The sequence below is a fragment of the Exiguobacterium sp. K1 genome, from assembly GCF_033721435.1.
In the GTDB taxonomy this organism is placed as follows: Bacteria; Bacillota; Bacilli; order Exiguobacteriales; family Exiguobacteriaceae; genus Exiguobacterium_A; species Exiguobacterium_A artemiae.
Map to the genome: position 1 here is coordinate 20,741 of NZ_JAOTIT010000001.1, position 14,523 is coordinate 35,263.

Sequence of the window (14,523 nt, forward strand, 5' to 3'; positions counted from 1 at the left end):
CATATCATGTTTGCCAGACGAACGTATCATTCAAAAGGAGGAATTCAGATGAAACGAAAAGAAATGGGAGTACTCGTCTCACTCGCCGTTGCAAGCGGACTCGCTGTCCGTGAATGGCGTAAGAATAAACAGTTTGCCAAACGATTTAAGGAACAATCGGAAGACCGGATCGTGAAAGGAATGGCGGAGGTGCAGGACGATGCAGGAGATGATTCTTCTTCAGCAAAAGGTTGATGAAACGATTCGGGCGCTTGGCGGATACTTTCGTCCATTGTCTGGACTAGCCCGTTTGATTGAGGAAGTCGGTGAAGTGGGGGAAGCGCTCGAAACTGGAGATGAGTTGTCATTTCAGGCGGAACTGGTGGATGTCCTGATGATCTCGACCTGTCTTGCGAATCAATACGTTACGGATTTGGCACAGCAGCATCAACAGCTCGGAACGATGGAAGACGAGGGGCAAGGTTCGTTTTACCGCCTCGTTCATGAAGCGGGGCAGGTCGCCCGTGTGATGAACGGATATGAAGGGGACAAACCCCCAAAACAGACGGAAGATATCATTCCGATCGGGATGTCGCTTGCCCGTCTTCAACGGGAGTTGTTCCGACTGGCCCGTCCTCACGGCATCAATCTTCTGCAGGAAATCGATCGTACAAACGAAAAGAATTTAAATCGTGACCGCAAACGGTTTGCGTTAACACGTGATCCGGTGACGGAAGCGACGATTGATCATTTCCGGAGTGCGACCGGTAATACGGAACGTCTCTGGGGGGCACCGGCTTATGAAAGTGATCTCGCGCTTGAGGCGCACATTCAAGCGGCTTTACCGTCGCTCCGCCGGTTCCTGCGTTGCGCCCGGATTGAAGGGATTGCCGGATTCGTCATCGAAGCTCCGATGGAACGGACGGACAATTTGCGGAGCGTCAAAAATCAAGCGGATGAAATCGGCCGGATCGTTAAAGAGCAGACACCGTTGTCGTTTAAAGAAGCACCGTACCGGATTGATGTCTACGCACCGCAACTGGGTCCCGTGTCACCGTATCATGCGGAAGATGATCACCGGATGTTCCTTGTACTACATGTCGATGAGTAAACCAAAAAACGTCCATTCCAGTCGGAACGGACGTTTTTTGTATGGTTTATCTTGAAGGATTCGATAATTCGACTTGCTTTTGATTCAAGTGTTGCATGAAACGGTTGATCCGGTGAATCGCCTGCTGGAGCTGTTCGATCGAACTGGCATAACTGGCCCGGACATACCCTTCACCGCTTGCGCCGAAGACAGAACCGGGGACGACCGCAACGCGTTCCGCGAGCAACAGTTGTTCTGCGAACTCTTCGCTCGTCAAACCCGTCCCACCGATATACGGGAAGGCATAAAATGCTCCGCCCGGCGAATGCGTCGGCAATCCGGCATCGTTGAGCGCCTTGACGAAGTAGTTCCGGCGTTGGCGGTAACTGCGGACCATATCCGGAACGGTCTTGTGACGCGAACGTAACGCTTCGATTCCGGCGAACTGAACGAGCGTCGGGGCACACATCATCCCGTACTGATGAACTTTAAGCATCGCCTGGCTGATCGCGGGAGGAGCACAGGTGAAACCGAGCCGCCAACCGGTCATTGCAAAGGCTTTAGAGAATCCGTTGATGACAATCGTCCGCTCCCGCATGTCAGGGAGAGTCGCAAAACAGGTTGGCTCATCTTCATACGAAAGTTCGGCGTAGATTTCATCGCTGATGACATAAAGATCATGTTTCTTCGCGAGTAACGCAAGATCGGCCAATTGATCGCGTGTCATGACGGAACCGGTCGGATTCGACGGGAAACAAAAGATGATGGCTTTTGTCCGCTCTGTCATGACGGCTTCAATCGTTTCCGGCTGAATCGTAAACCCGTCCTCTGCGCGACAGGCTGCCGCGACCGGAATACCGCCCGCCAGTTCAATCAACGGAGCATAAGAGACGAAGGCAGGTTCGACGACGATGACTTCATCACCCGGATTGATCAAGGTCCGGAAGGCCAAATCCAGTCCTTCCGACGCACCGGTCGTGACGATGATTTCATCTGCGACCCGGTAATCAATCGAAAATTTTTCTTGCATGTACAACTTGATTTCTTGGCGTAATTCGACTAATCCGGCATTGGCACTGTATGCCGTATAACCTTGTTCGAGCGCCGCGAAGCTGGCTTCCCGAACGTTCCAAGGCGTAACGAAATCGGGCTCACCGACACCAAGCGAGATGACATCTTCCATCGAACCGGCCAAATCGAAAAATCGCCGGATGCCGGAGGGTGCCAACCGTTCGACACGTTCAGATAAATGTTTCATGGAGACACCTTCAATCGTTTGTCCCCATCATCCTGGCTGAATAAAACACCATCATGTTTATACGTTTTCAGACGGAAGTGTGTTGTCGTCGAAATCACGGAATCGAGTGTCGATAGTTTTTCCGAGACGAACTGTGAGACTTCCTGCAGTGATTTTCCATCGAGGACGACTTGTAAATCGTAGGCTCCTGACATCAGGTAGAGTGATGTCACTTCCGGGAAACGATGAATCCGTTCTGCGACTTCATCAAAACCGCGCCCCCGTTTCGGCGTTACTTTAACATCGATAAAGGCGGTCACGCCGTGATGGGCGTGGATTTTTTGCCAGTCGATGACGGCTGTATAACCGAGCAGGACACCGTCTTGTTTAAATGTTTCGAGTGAGGATAACACCTCATCCTCTGTCAAATTAAGCATTTGAGCGGCCAGGACAGGATCGACCGGTCCGTTCTGTGTCAATAATTCAAGTAGTTCCAGTTGTTTGTCTGTGTACACAATCATCACTCGCTTTCTGTCAGGCAACCATTGAACGTCCGGCGTGTCTCGCGCAGGCGCGAGCGGCGTTCCTCTTGCACGATGTGGAAATTTTTCATATCAGTTGTCGGAAGATGATGCTTCTCGACGAGACGGTCGAAATAGACGCGGCGCGATGCATCCTGCTTAGCCGACTGGTGGTTACCGGAAGGATTAAACGCATACAGGACGGTCGCCCGGGCCGGGTGCAGGACGAGATGATCCTGTCCGACACGTAAAATCCAGTCCCAGTCCCAATAGTTGAAGACGTCTTCGTCAAATAAACCAAGCTCTTCGTGAAGTGACTTCCGGTAGAGTGAACCGGACGGGATATAGGTCGAGTCCTCTTTCATCGCTTCCCGGTCATACGGATAAGCGAACGGTTCCGTTGTTTTGACGACACGATGATCCTGTTGCCATTCGTAGGTGAACAGTTCCGCATCGACGTACGTTAAGTCCGCTCCGGCTTCGAGATCGCCGACGGCTTCTTCGATATGTGAAGGTAACAATAAATCATCATCGTCGTGGAGAAGAATATACCTTCCGTTTGCTAACGAGACACCGTGATTTCGTGCCCGGACATGGTGATTTTCCGGCAAATCAATTGCCGTAATCGTCAGTTTGTCCTGAAAATCGGCAACGACGGAAGTCAGCGGCTCTCCATTATTGTTCAAGATGATGACTTCAAAATCCTGATAGATTTGTTTTGTCAGTGCGGTCAGTGCTTCGCGCAACTCACGCAACCGGTTATATGTGGGGATGATGACTGAGACCATCGGCATTTAAGTCGTCTCCTTAGAACAAAGACACCCTTGAAATTCAGGTGTCCTTGTGAGATATTTACATTTTTTCTTCGATTGTCGGAAGTAAGTCATTCCATTCAGCGTCAGCTTCTTTTGTGACGGTGACGAAATCACCGTATGCAAATAGATTGTCGATGCCGTCAATCGTGATGAGTGATGCGAGCAAAGCGTCTTCCGGTGTATCCCCTTTTTTGACGCTGGTGCTCTTGGCACCGAAGCGGTCTCCGTCGAGGGTGATTTTTACTGAGTTCGGGTTAGGCGTGTAATCAACTTGCATAATCAGTCTCCTTTCAAAGTTCACACGAATCTTCACATAAAAGTAAGTTCGTTGCGAGTAAAATCAATTCCTGCTGATCCGGTCTTTCATCAAAAGATTCTTCAAAAACGATCCCGATTGCTTCCGCAAGTGGGCTTATTTGATCATGAACCGTCAGTAAGCTTAGTATAGCAGACATTTCCGTCGGATAATTTCCTTCTCCTAGGTGAAATGGATCATATTTTTTTAAAAGTTCTTCTGAACTCATAATCAATAAAACTCCTTATCTCAATATATCTCAAAAGGCGGTAATCCGCCTTTTCAAATTTGTTTGACCTGATTTTCAATGCAAGGGGTTATTTTTTAGTCATTCAGTGATAACCTATATCTTGTAGATAAATAGGTTTAAAAATGCCTGAAACGTCTATATATAGAGTGAAGATTAAAATGTTCTTTCTATATGTAGGGCGTCTTTTTTTAGTTTAGCGCATTTTTTACGGCAACGGAACCTATTTTAAAGTTAGAGAATGGGAGTGGTTCATAGTGGCATCTCCACTGAATACAGCACGCATCTATCAAGGTGCAATGACAATAGAAGATGTATATACGGTGATCCGTCAGATTACGGCAGCATACTCAGAGCTCGACGTCGAACGTTATACAGAACGGGCGATTCGGGCACTCGAAGGGAAGACGTTACAGGCGGATCAAGTCTATGAACTCTTAACCATGCATGCACTTGACATGTTAAAGGCAGAGGAACCGAACTGGACATTCGTTGCGACAGCGACGTACTTGAACCGGTTGTATCTGGAAGCAAGTGAAAACCGCGGCTATGCAGCAGACGAACGGTACGGTTCGCTTTATCACTTGATCGAAAAATTAACGGAGATTGGTATTTTTACGCCACACCTCTTAGAAACGTATACGAAAGATGAAGTCGAAGAACTTGCGGCATCGATTGATCCGTCACGTGATCATCTGTTCACGTATATCGGACTCCGGACATTATCCGACCGTTACTTAGCGCGCGACCACGTCAAAAAATTATACGAATTACCGCAGGAACGCTTCATGATCATCGCCATGACACTGATGCAGACAGAACCGAAAGACCGCCGGATCAAGCTCGTCAAAGAGTCGTACTGGGCACTGTCGAATCTCTACATGACGGTTGCGACACCGACTTTATCAAACGCCGGTAAATCATACGGCCAACTGTCTTCATGCTTCATCGACACGGTCGATGATTCGCTCCGTGGCATCTATGATTCAAATACCGATGTCGCGACGCTCTCAAAAGGCGGCGGCGGAATCGGCGTCTACATGGGGAAAATCCGGTCACGCGGATCGGATATCAAAGGCTTTAAAGGCGTATCGAGCGGTGTCATTCCGTGGATGAAACAATTGAACAATACAGCAGTCAGTGTCGATCAGCTTGGTATGCGCCAAGGTTCGATTGCTGTTTACCTCGATATCTGGCATAAAGACATCCTTGAGTTCCTTGATGCGAAATTAAATAACGGGGACGAGCGGTTGCGGACACACGATTTGTTCACAGGCGTCAGCTTACCGGACCATTTCATGCGGACGGTCGAAGCACGCGGCGACTGGTACTTGTTTGACCCGCACGAAATTCGGACCGTCATGGGCTTCAGCCTTGAAGATTCGTTTGACGAAACGGAACAAGGTGGCAGTTTCACGGAAAAATATACAGCCTGTGTCAACGAACCGCGTCTGAGCCGGACGAAAGTACCGGCGATTGATCTCGTCAAACGTTATATGCGTTCGCAGCTTGAAACGGGTACACCGTACATGTTCTTCCGCGATGCGGTCAACCGTGCCAACCCAAATAAACATGCGGGAATGATTTACTCGTCCAACCTCTGTTCGGAAATCATGCAAAATATGAGTCCGACGACGGTGACGGAAGAGTACACGGAAGACGGCAAAATCATCATCACGAAAACACCGGGCGATTTTGTTGTCTGTAACTTGTCTTCGATCGCACTCGCACGTGCAGTCCGTGAAAATGTGCTCGAACGGTTGATTCCGATTCAAATGCGGATGCTCGATAACGTCATCGATCTAAATACGATCGACGTACCGCAAGCACAGATTACGAACCAAAAATACCGTGCCGTCGGTCTCGGAACATTCGGCTGGCACCATCTGCTCGCTCTCGAAGGTATCCGCTGGGAGTCGGTCGAGGCCGTCCAGTACGCCGACCGTCTCTATGAAAAAATCGCTTATTTGACGATTGACGCGTCGATGCAACTGGCGAAAGAAAAAGGCGCTTACCGTCTCTTTGAAGGATCGGAGTGGCAGACCGGGGAATACATTGCCCGCCGTCACTACAAAACAACGGATAAACTGAACTGGGATCGTCTGCAGGCAGACATCACAGCACATGGTATGCGGAATGCCTACCTGATGGCAGTCGCACCGAACTCGTCGACGGCAATCATCGCCGGCAGTACAGCGTCAATCGATCCGATTTACAAGAAGGTTTACGCGGAAGAAAAGAAAAACTACAAGATTCCGGTTACAGTGCCCGATTTAACACCGGAAACGAACTGGTTCTATAAATCAGCGTTTGAGATTGATCAACTCTGGAGCATTCGTCAAAATGCCTCACGTCAACGTCATATTGACCAGGCAATCAGCTTTAATCTCTACGTTAAAAACAGCGTCAAAGCAAAAGAGTTACTCGAGATGCACATGGAAGCATGGCAACTCGGGATGAAGACGATTTACTACACACGTTCGACGACTGTCGAAATCGATGAATGTGAGTCGTGTTCATCATAAGAGAAGGAGGACGATATCATGAAGGCAGCAATCGTATATGCGTCAATGAGCGGAAATACAGAGGAGGTTGCGGAACTGATTGCAAAAGCATGTTCCGAAATGCAGGTCGAACCGACGATGATCTTTGCCGATGATGTGACGACGTATCAGCTGGTCCCTTATGATATCGTCTATTTTGGTTCTTATACCTGGGGAGACGGACAACTGCCGGATGAGATGCGGGATTGTCTGAAGGTCGTCTTAAAAGAAAGCCCGCACGCGATTCCGCAGGCGGCTGTCTTCGGGACGGGCGATAAGATGTTCGTCAAATATTGCCGTGCCGTCGATGAGATGGCGTACCATCTCGCGAAGTTCGGGGTTCCGCTCGCAGGTGAATTACTCAAAATCGAACAATCGCCGCGTAACCGACCGCATGCGGTCAAAGAGTGGACACGTCGAACACTACTGCAATTACAGCAAGAGGGAGCCGAACAACATGGAACAACTACAAAAAATCAAACTGCTTGATGCCCGACACCCGAATCGCGCGACCGCGATCATCGGCGGGGAAACAAGCTCAATCGTCAATTGGAACGACATTGCGTATCCGCAGTTCTATTCCATCTATAAACAGCTGTTATCGAACTTCTGGATTCCGGATGAGATTTCAATGTCAAAAGACATGCAACAATGGAATCAATTAAGCGAGCGGGAACAGGATGCCTTCAAACGCATCATCGGCTTATTGTCGATTCTCGACTCCGTCCAGACCCGTTATATTTTGGAGTCGGCGATGTTCACATCGGACGCGTCAATTCATGCGATTCTCGCGATTGTCGCCCAACAGGAAGTCGTTCATAACCAATCTTACAGCTATGTGCTGTCGAGTCTTGTCCCACTGTCGGAGCAGAACAGGATTTTCGACATCGCGAAAGACGACGATATGGTCATGAAACGAAATGCCTTCATTTTGGATCTGTATGAAGATTTCCAAAACGACCGGACACCGGAAAACTTTGCGAAGTCACTGGTGGCCTCGATCGTTCTTGAAGGAATCAACTTCTATTCCGGATTTGCTTTCTTCTATAACTTGGCGCGCCATCAGAAAATGGTCGGAACGTCGACGATGATCAGTTATATCCAGCGTGACGAACTGCAACACTCATACTTCATCAGTCAGCTGTTGCGTGCCGTCTTGACAGAACATCCGGATATCGATGCCGACGGTTCATTCACGAAATTTGTCTACGCGACATTCGAGCGTGCCGTTGATCTTGAAATCGAGTGGAGTGAATACGTGTTACGTGACTTGGACGGACTTGATGTCAGCGAAATGCGTGACTATGTCAAATACCTCGCCAACAAGCGTCTCCGTGTCATCGGACTTGACGATCTGTATGAAGGACATGATGAAGACGTCATGCCATGGATCCGCGCCTATTCCGACGACTCGATGAATGCGACGAAATCCGATTTCTTCGAGCAAAAATCGCGCTCGTATGCAAAAGTAACGGATGCAAACGGATTTGATGATTTGTAAGTCTGTAAACGGACAGAAATTTTGATTGCTTCACCATGAAATTTCCTTTACGCTAGGACAGGTGAGGTCATGCTCGACTCCTGCGGAAAAACAAGCCAATCGTGACCCTGGAAGATGCACCGCATCTGAAGCGGCAGGATGGCTTGTCCGCGGAAAGTGAGCTGACCGAATTGGTCCTTTTTGCGTTGAAAAGTAAGAAGAAACAAAAAAAGGGCCGGACTCAAAAAGTCCGGCAGAATCAGGGGGAATACTTGAAGTCTTGCTACTAATTTGTTCCCTCGTAAAATAAAAAATAAACAATTTGAAAAATATTTTTTACCATCCGTAAAAAGTATGTTATTATAAGTTGATGAATTTAGTTAGGGAGTGTATAAACTATGGCAAACTTTGAAAAAGACCAAATCGTTACTGGTAAAGTAACTGGTATTCAAAACTTTGGTGCTTTCGTAGCACTTGACGAGCAAACACAAGGTCTCGTCCACATCTCAGAAATCTCACACGATTACGTAAAAGATATCAACGATTACGTAAAAGTTGGCGATGAAGTAACTGTTAAAGTTCTCGACATCGACGAAGCTAACAAAAAAATGAAGCTTTCGATCAAAGCAACACAAGAAGCTCCAAAACGCGAAGCACGCGCTAAAGGCCCACGCAAAAACGCTGGCCGTCGCGATGCGGGTCCTGCTTTCAAACAAGAAGAAGCTCCTGGCTTCAACGTGTTAAAAGGCAAATTGGAAGAATGGATTGAAAAATCAAACTTCCAAAAATAAGATTTTGAAAGGGAATCGACATCGGTCGGTTCTCTTTTTTTGCGTTATAAGCATTAAAATAGATGGAAAAGGGGAATGTGTGGATAATGTAAGGTGTTCATTACTTATCAAGGGGGCAACACACAATGGAAAACTTTGAATATCGTAATCCAACGAAACTTATTTTTGGTGACGGTCAAGTCAGCAAAATTACAGACGAATTGAAAGCTTTAGATGCAAAAAAAGTCATGCTCGTATTTGGCGGCGGCAGTATTAAACGCAATGGTGTTTATGATGACGTGACACGCGAACTGAGTGCGGCAGGGATCGAATACGTTGAATGCGACGGCGTCGAACCAAACCCGCGTATTGAAACAGCTGAACGCGGTATTAAAATCGCACGTGAAGCTGGCGTTGACGCATTGCTTGCACTAGGTGGCGGTTCAGTCATCGACTGTACGAAACTGATTGCTGCCGGTATCCCGTACGAAGGCGAAGCATGGGATCTCGTCATTGGGAAAGCAACACCAAAAACGGTCATCCCGTTCGGAACCGTCTTGACACTTGCTGCAACAGGTTCAGAAATGAACTCAGGCTCGGTCATCACGAACTGGAAGACACAAGAAAAATACGGTTGGGGCAGCCCGTTAACATTCCCGACATTCTCAGTCCTTGATCCGAAGTACACAGTCAGTGTACCGAAAGACCAAACGATTTACGGAATCGTCGACATGATGAGCCATTGCCTCGAGCAATATTTCCATACGGCACATGCACCGGTTCAAGAACGGATGACAGAAGGCGTCATGAAAGCGGTCGTCGAAGCAGCACCGAAACTCGTTAACGATCTTGAGAACGTTGAACTCCGCGGTACCATCCTGTTTGCCGGCACGATGGCACTCAATGGTGTCCTGCAAATGGGCGCACGCGGTGACTGGGCGTCACACAACATTGAGCACGCGGTTTCAGCTGTTCATGATATCCCGCACGCAGGTGGTTTGGCGATTCTCTTCCCGAACTGGATGCGTCATGTCCTCGACGAGTCAAATGCACACCGTTTCGTTACACTCGGTGAAAACGTCTTTGACGTCGATACGACAGGTAAATCAGAAATGGAAGCAGCACACGCTACAATCGATGCCATCAGTGCGTTCTGGACGTCACTCGGTGCTCCAAACCGTCTTGCAGATTACGACATCAAAGAAGATACAGTCGACTCAATCGTAAAATCAGCAATGACACGCGGAGACTTCGGTAACTTCAAATCACTTGGCAACGAAGATGTCCGTCAGATCGTAACAGCGGCTTTGTAAGCGCCATAACATTTGCTAATCTTTTCACAAAAGACTTGAACGACCTTCCTTCTTGCGTTTTAATGAAAAGGAAGGTCGCATTTGTTTGCGAATGAATAAGGAGGACGAGTGAATGACAACGGTACGTTTTGATTATTCGAAGGCCCTACAATTCGTAGGACAACATGAAGTAGACTATATGGCGGATACGGTAAAAACATTACACGGAGCAATCCACAACGGCACAGGTGCCGGCAGTGATTTCTTAGGATGGGTCGATTTACCGACAAACTATGACAAAGCGGAATTTGAAAAAATTCAGGCAGCAGCTGAAAAAATCAAGTCGGATTCAGACGTCTTGTTGGTCGTCGGAATCGGAGGATCGTATCTTGGTGCACGTGCTGCAATCGAGATGCTGGGTCATTCGTTCCACAACTTATTGTCAAAAGAAGAGCGGAAAGCTCCGCAAATCATTTATGCTGGACATAACATTTCTTCGACGTACTTACACGATTTGTTCCAAGTACTTGAAGGAAAAGATGTGTCGGTCAACATCATCTCGAAATCAGGCACGACGACAGAACCGGCGATTTCGTTCCGTCTGTTAAAAACGTTCATGGAAGACAAGTACGGTAAAGCGGGTGCGAAAGACCGGATTTACGCAACGACGGATAAAGCACGCGGCGCTTTGAAAACACTTGCGGACTCGGAAGGATACCAAACATTTGTGATCCCGGATGACGTCGGAGGTCGTTTCTCTGTCTTGACACCGGTTGGTCTGTTGCCGATCGCAGCAGCCGGCATTTCGATCGAAGAGTTGATGGCAGGTGCACGTGATGCCCAGGTTCAGTTCTCAAACGAGAACTTGGCGGAAAACGAAGCGTACCAGTACGCAGTTGTCCGGAATGCATTATATGCTAAAGGAAAAACAATCGAGTTGCTCGTCAACTATGAACCGGCCTTACACTATGTGTCAGAATGGTGGAAACAGTTGTACGGAGAGTCAGAAGGAAAAGATTTCAAAGGAATTTTCCCGGCTGCCGTCGACTTCTCAACGGATCTTCACTCGATGGGACAATATGTCCAAGAAGGACGTCGTGATCTGTTCGAAACAGTCATTAAAGTCGGACAAGCGCGTCATGCTTTAACGATTGAAAAAGATGCACAGGATCTCGACGGTTTAAACTTCCTGGAAGGAAAATCGATTCAATTCGTCAACGACAAGGCAGCGGAAGGAACGTTGCTTGCCCACACAGATGGACAAGTTCCGAACTTGACGGTCGAATTGCCTGAGATGACACCGTATCATCTCGGATTCTTGTTCTACTTCTTCGAAAAAGCATGTGCCATGAGTGGATACCTGCTTGGTGTGAACCCGTTCGATCAGCCGGGTGTTGAAGCATACAAGAAAAACATGTTTGCCCTACTCGGTAAACCTGGATTTGAAGCAGAAAAAGCAGAGCTTGAAGCTCGCTTGAAATAAGCATCCGGACATCTCTCGATTCTGAGGGATGTCTTTTTTTGTCATTCTGGCAAATTCCTACGCACTTTCACTTTTAGAATGCTTTCGAAACAGGTAAAGTGAAGAGAGAAGAAGAAATGAGGTGCACGCACGTGATTACGTTTTTAGATTATTATCAAAATCGGGTTGAACTGAGTTTTGAAGACCATCCGTTTTCAGTCCATCCGCTTCATGTCTGGGTCATTGCCGTGTACGAAGGGAAATGGTTACTGACGCATCACAAGCAACGGGGATATGAGTTTCCGGGTGGAAAGGTCGAACCGGGGGAGACGGCGGAGGAAGCCGCATACCGGGAAGTCATGGAAGAGACAGGGGGACGTATCGAACGTCTCCAGTATATCGGACAATACCGGGTCGAGGGTCGAGGGGACACGATCATCAAGAATATCTACTTCGCTCAAATCGAATCACTGGTTCCACACCTGGCTGTCGATGAGACGGACGGAGCCTATTTACTAGACGATATCCCGAAACGTTTAGATACGAACCGCCAATACAGCTTCATGATGAAGGACCGTGTCCTTCCGGAGACTCTTCGTGTACTCGCCGAACGCCGATTGGTTTGAGCTCCCGCGCCAGGGACCGTTCCGCACCTTTCGGGTCTTTTATGAAACATCCGACGGGGAACGGGTCGGAGCGTATGTGATCCTGCCGGTTCATGCGAACGGGCAAGGTCTTTTGTATTTACGTGGTGGGACACGTAATATCGGCATGGTTCGGCCGACCCGCTTAATGCAGTTCGCGCAAGCCGGTTATCTCGTCATGGCTCCTTTTTACCGCGGTAATCTAGGAGGGACGGGGAAAGAAGACTTCGGACACCGGGATATCCTCGACGCCATCAGTGCGTTTGATTGGCTCGATCAATATGTCGAGCGGACGTCGGTCTTCGGTTTTTCCCGCGGTGGACAGATGGCGCTTTTACTTGCGCACCATCGAGAAGTCGCCCGGACGGTGTCATGGGCCGGTGTAACGAATCTGACTTGGACGTATGAAGAACAACAGACGATGCGAAAAATGCTCAGACGGTTTACGGGAGGAGTTCCGCAACAACAGTTGCAGGCATACCGTGTCCGGTCGCCATTGTATTTTCCGCCTCAAGGGGAAATCTTGCTGATTCACGGATTGTATGATCAAAATGTCCGACTGCGTCATGCGACGAATTATGCGGCCCGTTATCCGGAACAGACCCGCTTGATTGTCTATCAGTATGCGCATCAATTTCCGATCCATCAAAAAATGCTTGTGACGAAACAAGTCATTGATTGGATGTTATCTGAATAGAAAAGACTTACAAAACATCTTGATGCCTTGCATTGAGATGTTTTTTTCTCCAAATGATGGGAACATTGATATGTTTTAAAAAAGAGATTTTTTAAGGGGAAACGATATTTGGTATACTAGAACATATTAAATAAGCCAGATTAACGGATTTAGAAGGGATATATGAGATGGAAATCTTACTTGCGCGACAACCGATTGTAGACCGGTTTGGTTCGATTGACGCTTTTGAGCTGCTCTATCGTTCCGTTGAAACACCTGTAGTGTTTGATGGTGACTTGGCGACGATGGATGTGTTGACGAATACACTGATTCATCTCGGAGTAGACCGTGTAGCAGAAGGAAAACGATTATTCATTAATTTCACAGGCGATCTGTTGCAGTCTGAACTGATTGATCATCTGGATCCGACTCAATTCGTGATTGAAGTATTGGAGACGGTTCAGATTGATGAAATGATGCTCCAGACGCTGCAAAAATGGAAAGAAGCCGGCTTCGTCCTGGCGCTTGATGATTTCGTAACGGATTTGTTGCGTCACCACGGTCCGGAGCTGTTTGATTTGATTGATTTGATAAAAATTGATATCGAAGCCATCAATCCACGCGAACAAAGTGCAATCTTACATATTTTAAAACGGAACTATCCGCATATCCGCTTTTTGGCTGAACGGGTTGAAACACACGAGGACCACACGCGAAGCCTTGCGATGGGGTATGACTGGTTCCAAGGATACTTTTACGCCAAACCGATGCTGATGAAAGGAAAGGCCGTTCCTCCGCAAGTGCCTGTCCTGTTGAAAATGTTGAAGTGGCTTGATACGGATGACCATTATGATGACGTCGTGGATGAAATCGAGGGCAATCCTTACATCAGTGTGCAAGTACTGCAATTGATCAACTCTCCGGGCATCGGTCTTCGGAACATGGTCAGTTCCGTCCGTCAAGCAATTTCCTTGCTGGGCTTTTCCCAGCTGAAGAGCTGGATTTCGTTGATCGTCTTGCGTGAGATGAAACTAGCGAGTCCGTATCAATGGTCGGACGAATTATTGCGTTCATCCTTGCATTGCGCAAAACTATGTGAACTGTTTGCGACGGAAACGAAGACACTGAAAGCAGAAAGTGCCTACATGATCGGCTTACTGTCACACATCGATGCCTTGCTTTCCGTGGATATCGGTGAAATCATCGATCAGCTTCCGATTGAACCGGCTTTGAAAAATGTCTTGCAAGGGGAAGATCACCCGTTTCGCGATTGCCTGTTGCTTGCGATCAGCGCAGACCGGGGCGAGTTTGAACGGTTTGAGATGCTCAGTAATCGGTTCGGGATTATGAAGCACCGGGCTTATGAGTTACTGAAAGAGAGTCAAGTTTGGCTTGCGCAAAAGGAACTCCATTTAAAAGACAAAACCGATTCAATCGTCTAACAGAAAAAGGTTGAGCATCCGTTACGGAGC

16 protein-coding genes are annotated in these 14,523 nt (G+C 47.9%); 11 read left to right on the plus strand and 5 right to left on the minus strand.

Annotation, left to right across the window (positions count from 1 at the left end; translation table 11 throughout):
* Window positions 1–48 precede the first annotated feature (48 nt).
* Both N7U64_RS00110 and N7U64_RS00115 read left to right on the plus strand, forming a co-directional pair.
* The gene (locus tag N7U64_RS00110; RefSeq protein ID WP_012371170.1) at window positions 49–234 is read left to right on the plus strand and encodes a hypothetical protein; all 186 of its coding nucleotides are present in this window, start codon (window positions 49–51) and stop codon (window positions 232–234) included.
* Complete coding sequence (locus N7U64_RS00115) at window positions 200–1,090, plus strand: MazG nucleotide pyrophosphohydrolase domain-containing protein (RefSeq protein ID WP_318927762.1); 891 nt, start codon at window positions 200–202, stop codon at window positions 1,088–1,090. Before N7U64_RS00110 ends, N7U64_RS00115 begins: the two co-directional genes overlap by 35 nt.
* A gap of 46 nt (window positions 1,091–1,136) precedes the next feature.
* Here N7U64_RS00115 and N7U64_RS00120 read toward each other — a convergent pair whose 3' ends face one another.
* The 5 genes from N7U64_RS00120 to N7U64_RS00140 are packed head-to-tail and all read right to left on the minus strand — an operon-like array spanning window position 1,137 to window position 4,166.
* The gene (locus tag N7U64_RS00120) at window positions 1,137–2,327 is read right to left on the minus strand and encodes an aminotransferase (RefSeq protein ID WP_012371168.1); all 1,191 of its coding nucleotides are present in this window, start codon (window positions 2,325–2,327) and stop codon (window positions 1,137–1,139) included.
* Window positions 2,324–2,827, minus strand: a complete 504-nt coding sequence (locus N7U64_RS00125; RefSeq protein WP_318927763.1) for an Lrp/AsnC family transcriptional regulator — start codon at window positions 2,825–2,827, stop codon at window positions 2,324–2,326. The genes N7U64_RS00120 and N7U64_RS00125 overlap by 4 nt, the downstream gene beginning before the upstream one ends.
* Window positions 2,827–3,621, minus strand: coding sequence for a glycosyltransferase family 2 protein (locus N7U64_RS00130; protein WP_012371166.1), 795 nt, complete (start codon window positions 3,619–3,621; stop codon window positions 2,827–2,829). The genes N7U64_RS00125 and N7U64_RS00130 overlap by 1 nt, the downstream gene beginning before the upstream one ends.
* 58 nt (window positions 3,622–3,679) lie before the next feature.
* Complete coding sequence (locus N7U64_RS00135) at window positions 3,680–3,919, minus strand: NifU N-terminal domain-containing protein (RefSeq protein WP_026827667.1); 240 nt, start codon at window positions 3,917–3,919, stop codon at window positions 3,680–3,682.
* A 13-nt stretch (window positions 3,920–3,932) separates the two neighbouring features.
* The gene (locus N7U64_RS00140) at window positions 3,933–4,166 is read right to left on the minus strand and encodes a DUF1871 family protein (RefSeq protein ID WP_214766124.1); all 234 of its coding nucleotides are present in this window, start codon (window positions 4,164–4,166) and stop codon (window positions 3,933–3,935) included.
* Between the two features lie 317 nt (window positions 4,167–4,483).
* Here N7U64_RS00140 and N7U64_RS00145 point away from each other — a divergent pair, with 317 nt between their 5' ends.
* The 9 genes from N7U64_RS00145 to N7U64_RS00185 all read left to right on the plus strand — a co-directional run bounded on the left by N7U64_RS00145 (window position 4,484) and on the right by N7U64_RS00185 (window position 14,493).
* Entirely contained in the window at window positions 4,484–6,709 is a 2,226-nt protein-coding gene (locus N7U64_RS00145) for a ribonucleoside-diphosphate reductase subunit alpha (protein ID WP_413230422.1), read from the plus strand.
* A gap of 18 nt (window positions 6,710–6,727) precedes the next feature.
* Entirely contained in the window at window positions 6,728–7,216 is a 489-nt protein-coding gene (locus tag N7U64_RS00150) for a flavodoxin domain-containing protein (protein ID WP_012371162.1), read from the plus strand.
* Complete coding sequence (locus N7U64_RS00155; RefSeq protein WP_012371161.1) at window positions 7,185–8,228, plus strand: ribonucleotide-diphosphate reductase subunit beta; 1,044 nt, start codon at window positions 7,185–7,187, stop codon at window positions 8,226–8,228. The genes N7U64_RS00150 and N7U64_RS00155 overlap by 32 nt, the downstream gene beginning before the upstream one ends.
* A gap of 377 nt (window positions 8,229–8,605) precedes the next feature.
* Window positions 8,606–8,998, plus strand: a complete 393-nt coding sequence (gene yugI, locus N7U64_RS00160) for a S1 domain-containing post-transcriptional regulator GSP13 (RefSeq protein WP_214766120.1) — start codon at window positions 8,606–8,608, stop codon at window positions 8,996–8,998.
* A gap of 125 nt (window positions 8,999–9,123) precedes the next feature.
* Window positions 9,124–10,290: an iron-containing alcohol dehydrogenase gene (locus tag N7U64_RS00165; RefSeq protein ID WP_012371158.1), complete on the plus strand. Its 1,167-nt coding sequence runs from the start codon at window positions 9,124–9,126 to the stop codon at window positions 10,288–10,290.
* 112 nt (window positions 10,291–10,402) lie between these two features.
* Window positions 10,403–11,752 (plus strand): glucose-6-phosphate isomerase, encoded by a 1,350-nt coding sequence (locus N7U64_RS00170; protein ID WP_012371157.1) that lies wholly within the window; start codon window positions 10,403–10,405, stop codon window positions 11,750–11,752.
* A 131-nt stretch (window positions 11,753–11,883) separates the two neighbouring features.
* The gene (ytkD, locus tag N7U64_RS00175; RefSeq protein WP_012371156.1) at window positions 11,884–12,357 is read left to right on the plus strand and encodes an RNA deprotection pyrophosphohydrolase; all 474 of its coding nucleotides are present in this window, start codon (window positions 11,884–11,886) and stop codon (window positions 12,355–12,357) included.
* The gene (locus N7U64_RS00180) at window positions 12,329–13,072 is read left to right on the plus strand and encodes an alpha/beta hydrolase family protein (RefSeq protein WP_318927765.1); all 744 of its coding nucleotides are present in this window, start codon (window positions 12,329–12,331) and stop codon (window positions 13,070–13,072) included. The genes ytkD and N7U64_RS00180 overlap by 29 nt, the downstream gene beginning before the upstream one ends.
* Before the next feature lie 167 nt (window positions 13,073–13,239).
* Window positions 13,240–14,493 carry an EAL and HDOD domain-containing protein gene (locus N7U64_RS00185; protein WP_318927766.1) on the plus strand — a complete coding sequence of 418 codons (1,254 nt, stop codon included), beginning with the start codon at window positions 13,240–13,242 and terminating at the stop codon, window positions 14,491–14,493.
* Window positions 14,494–14,523 lie beyond the last annotated feature (30 nt).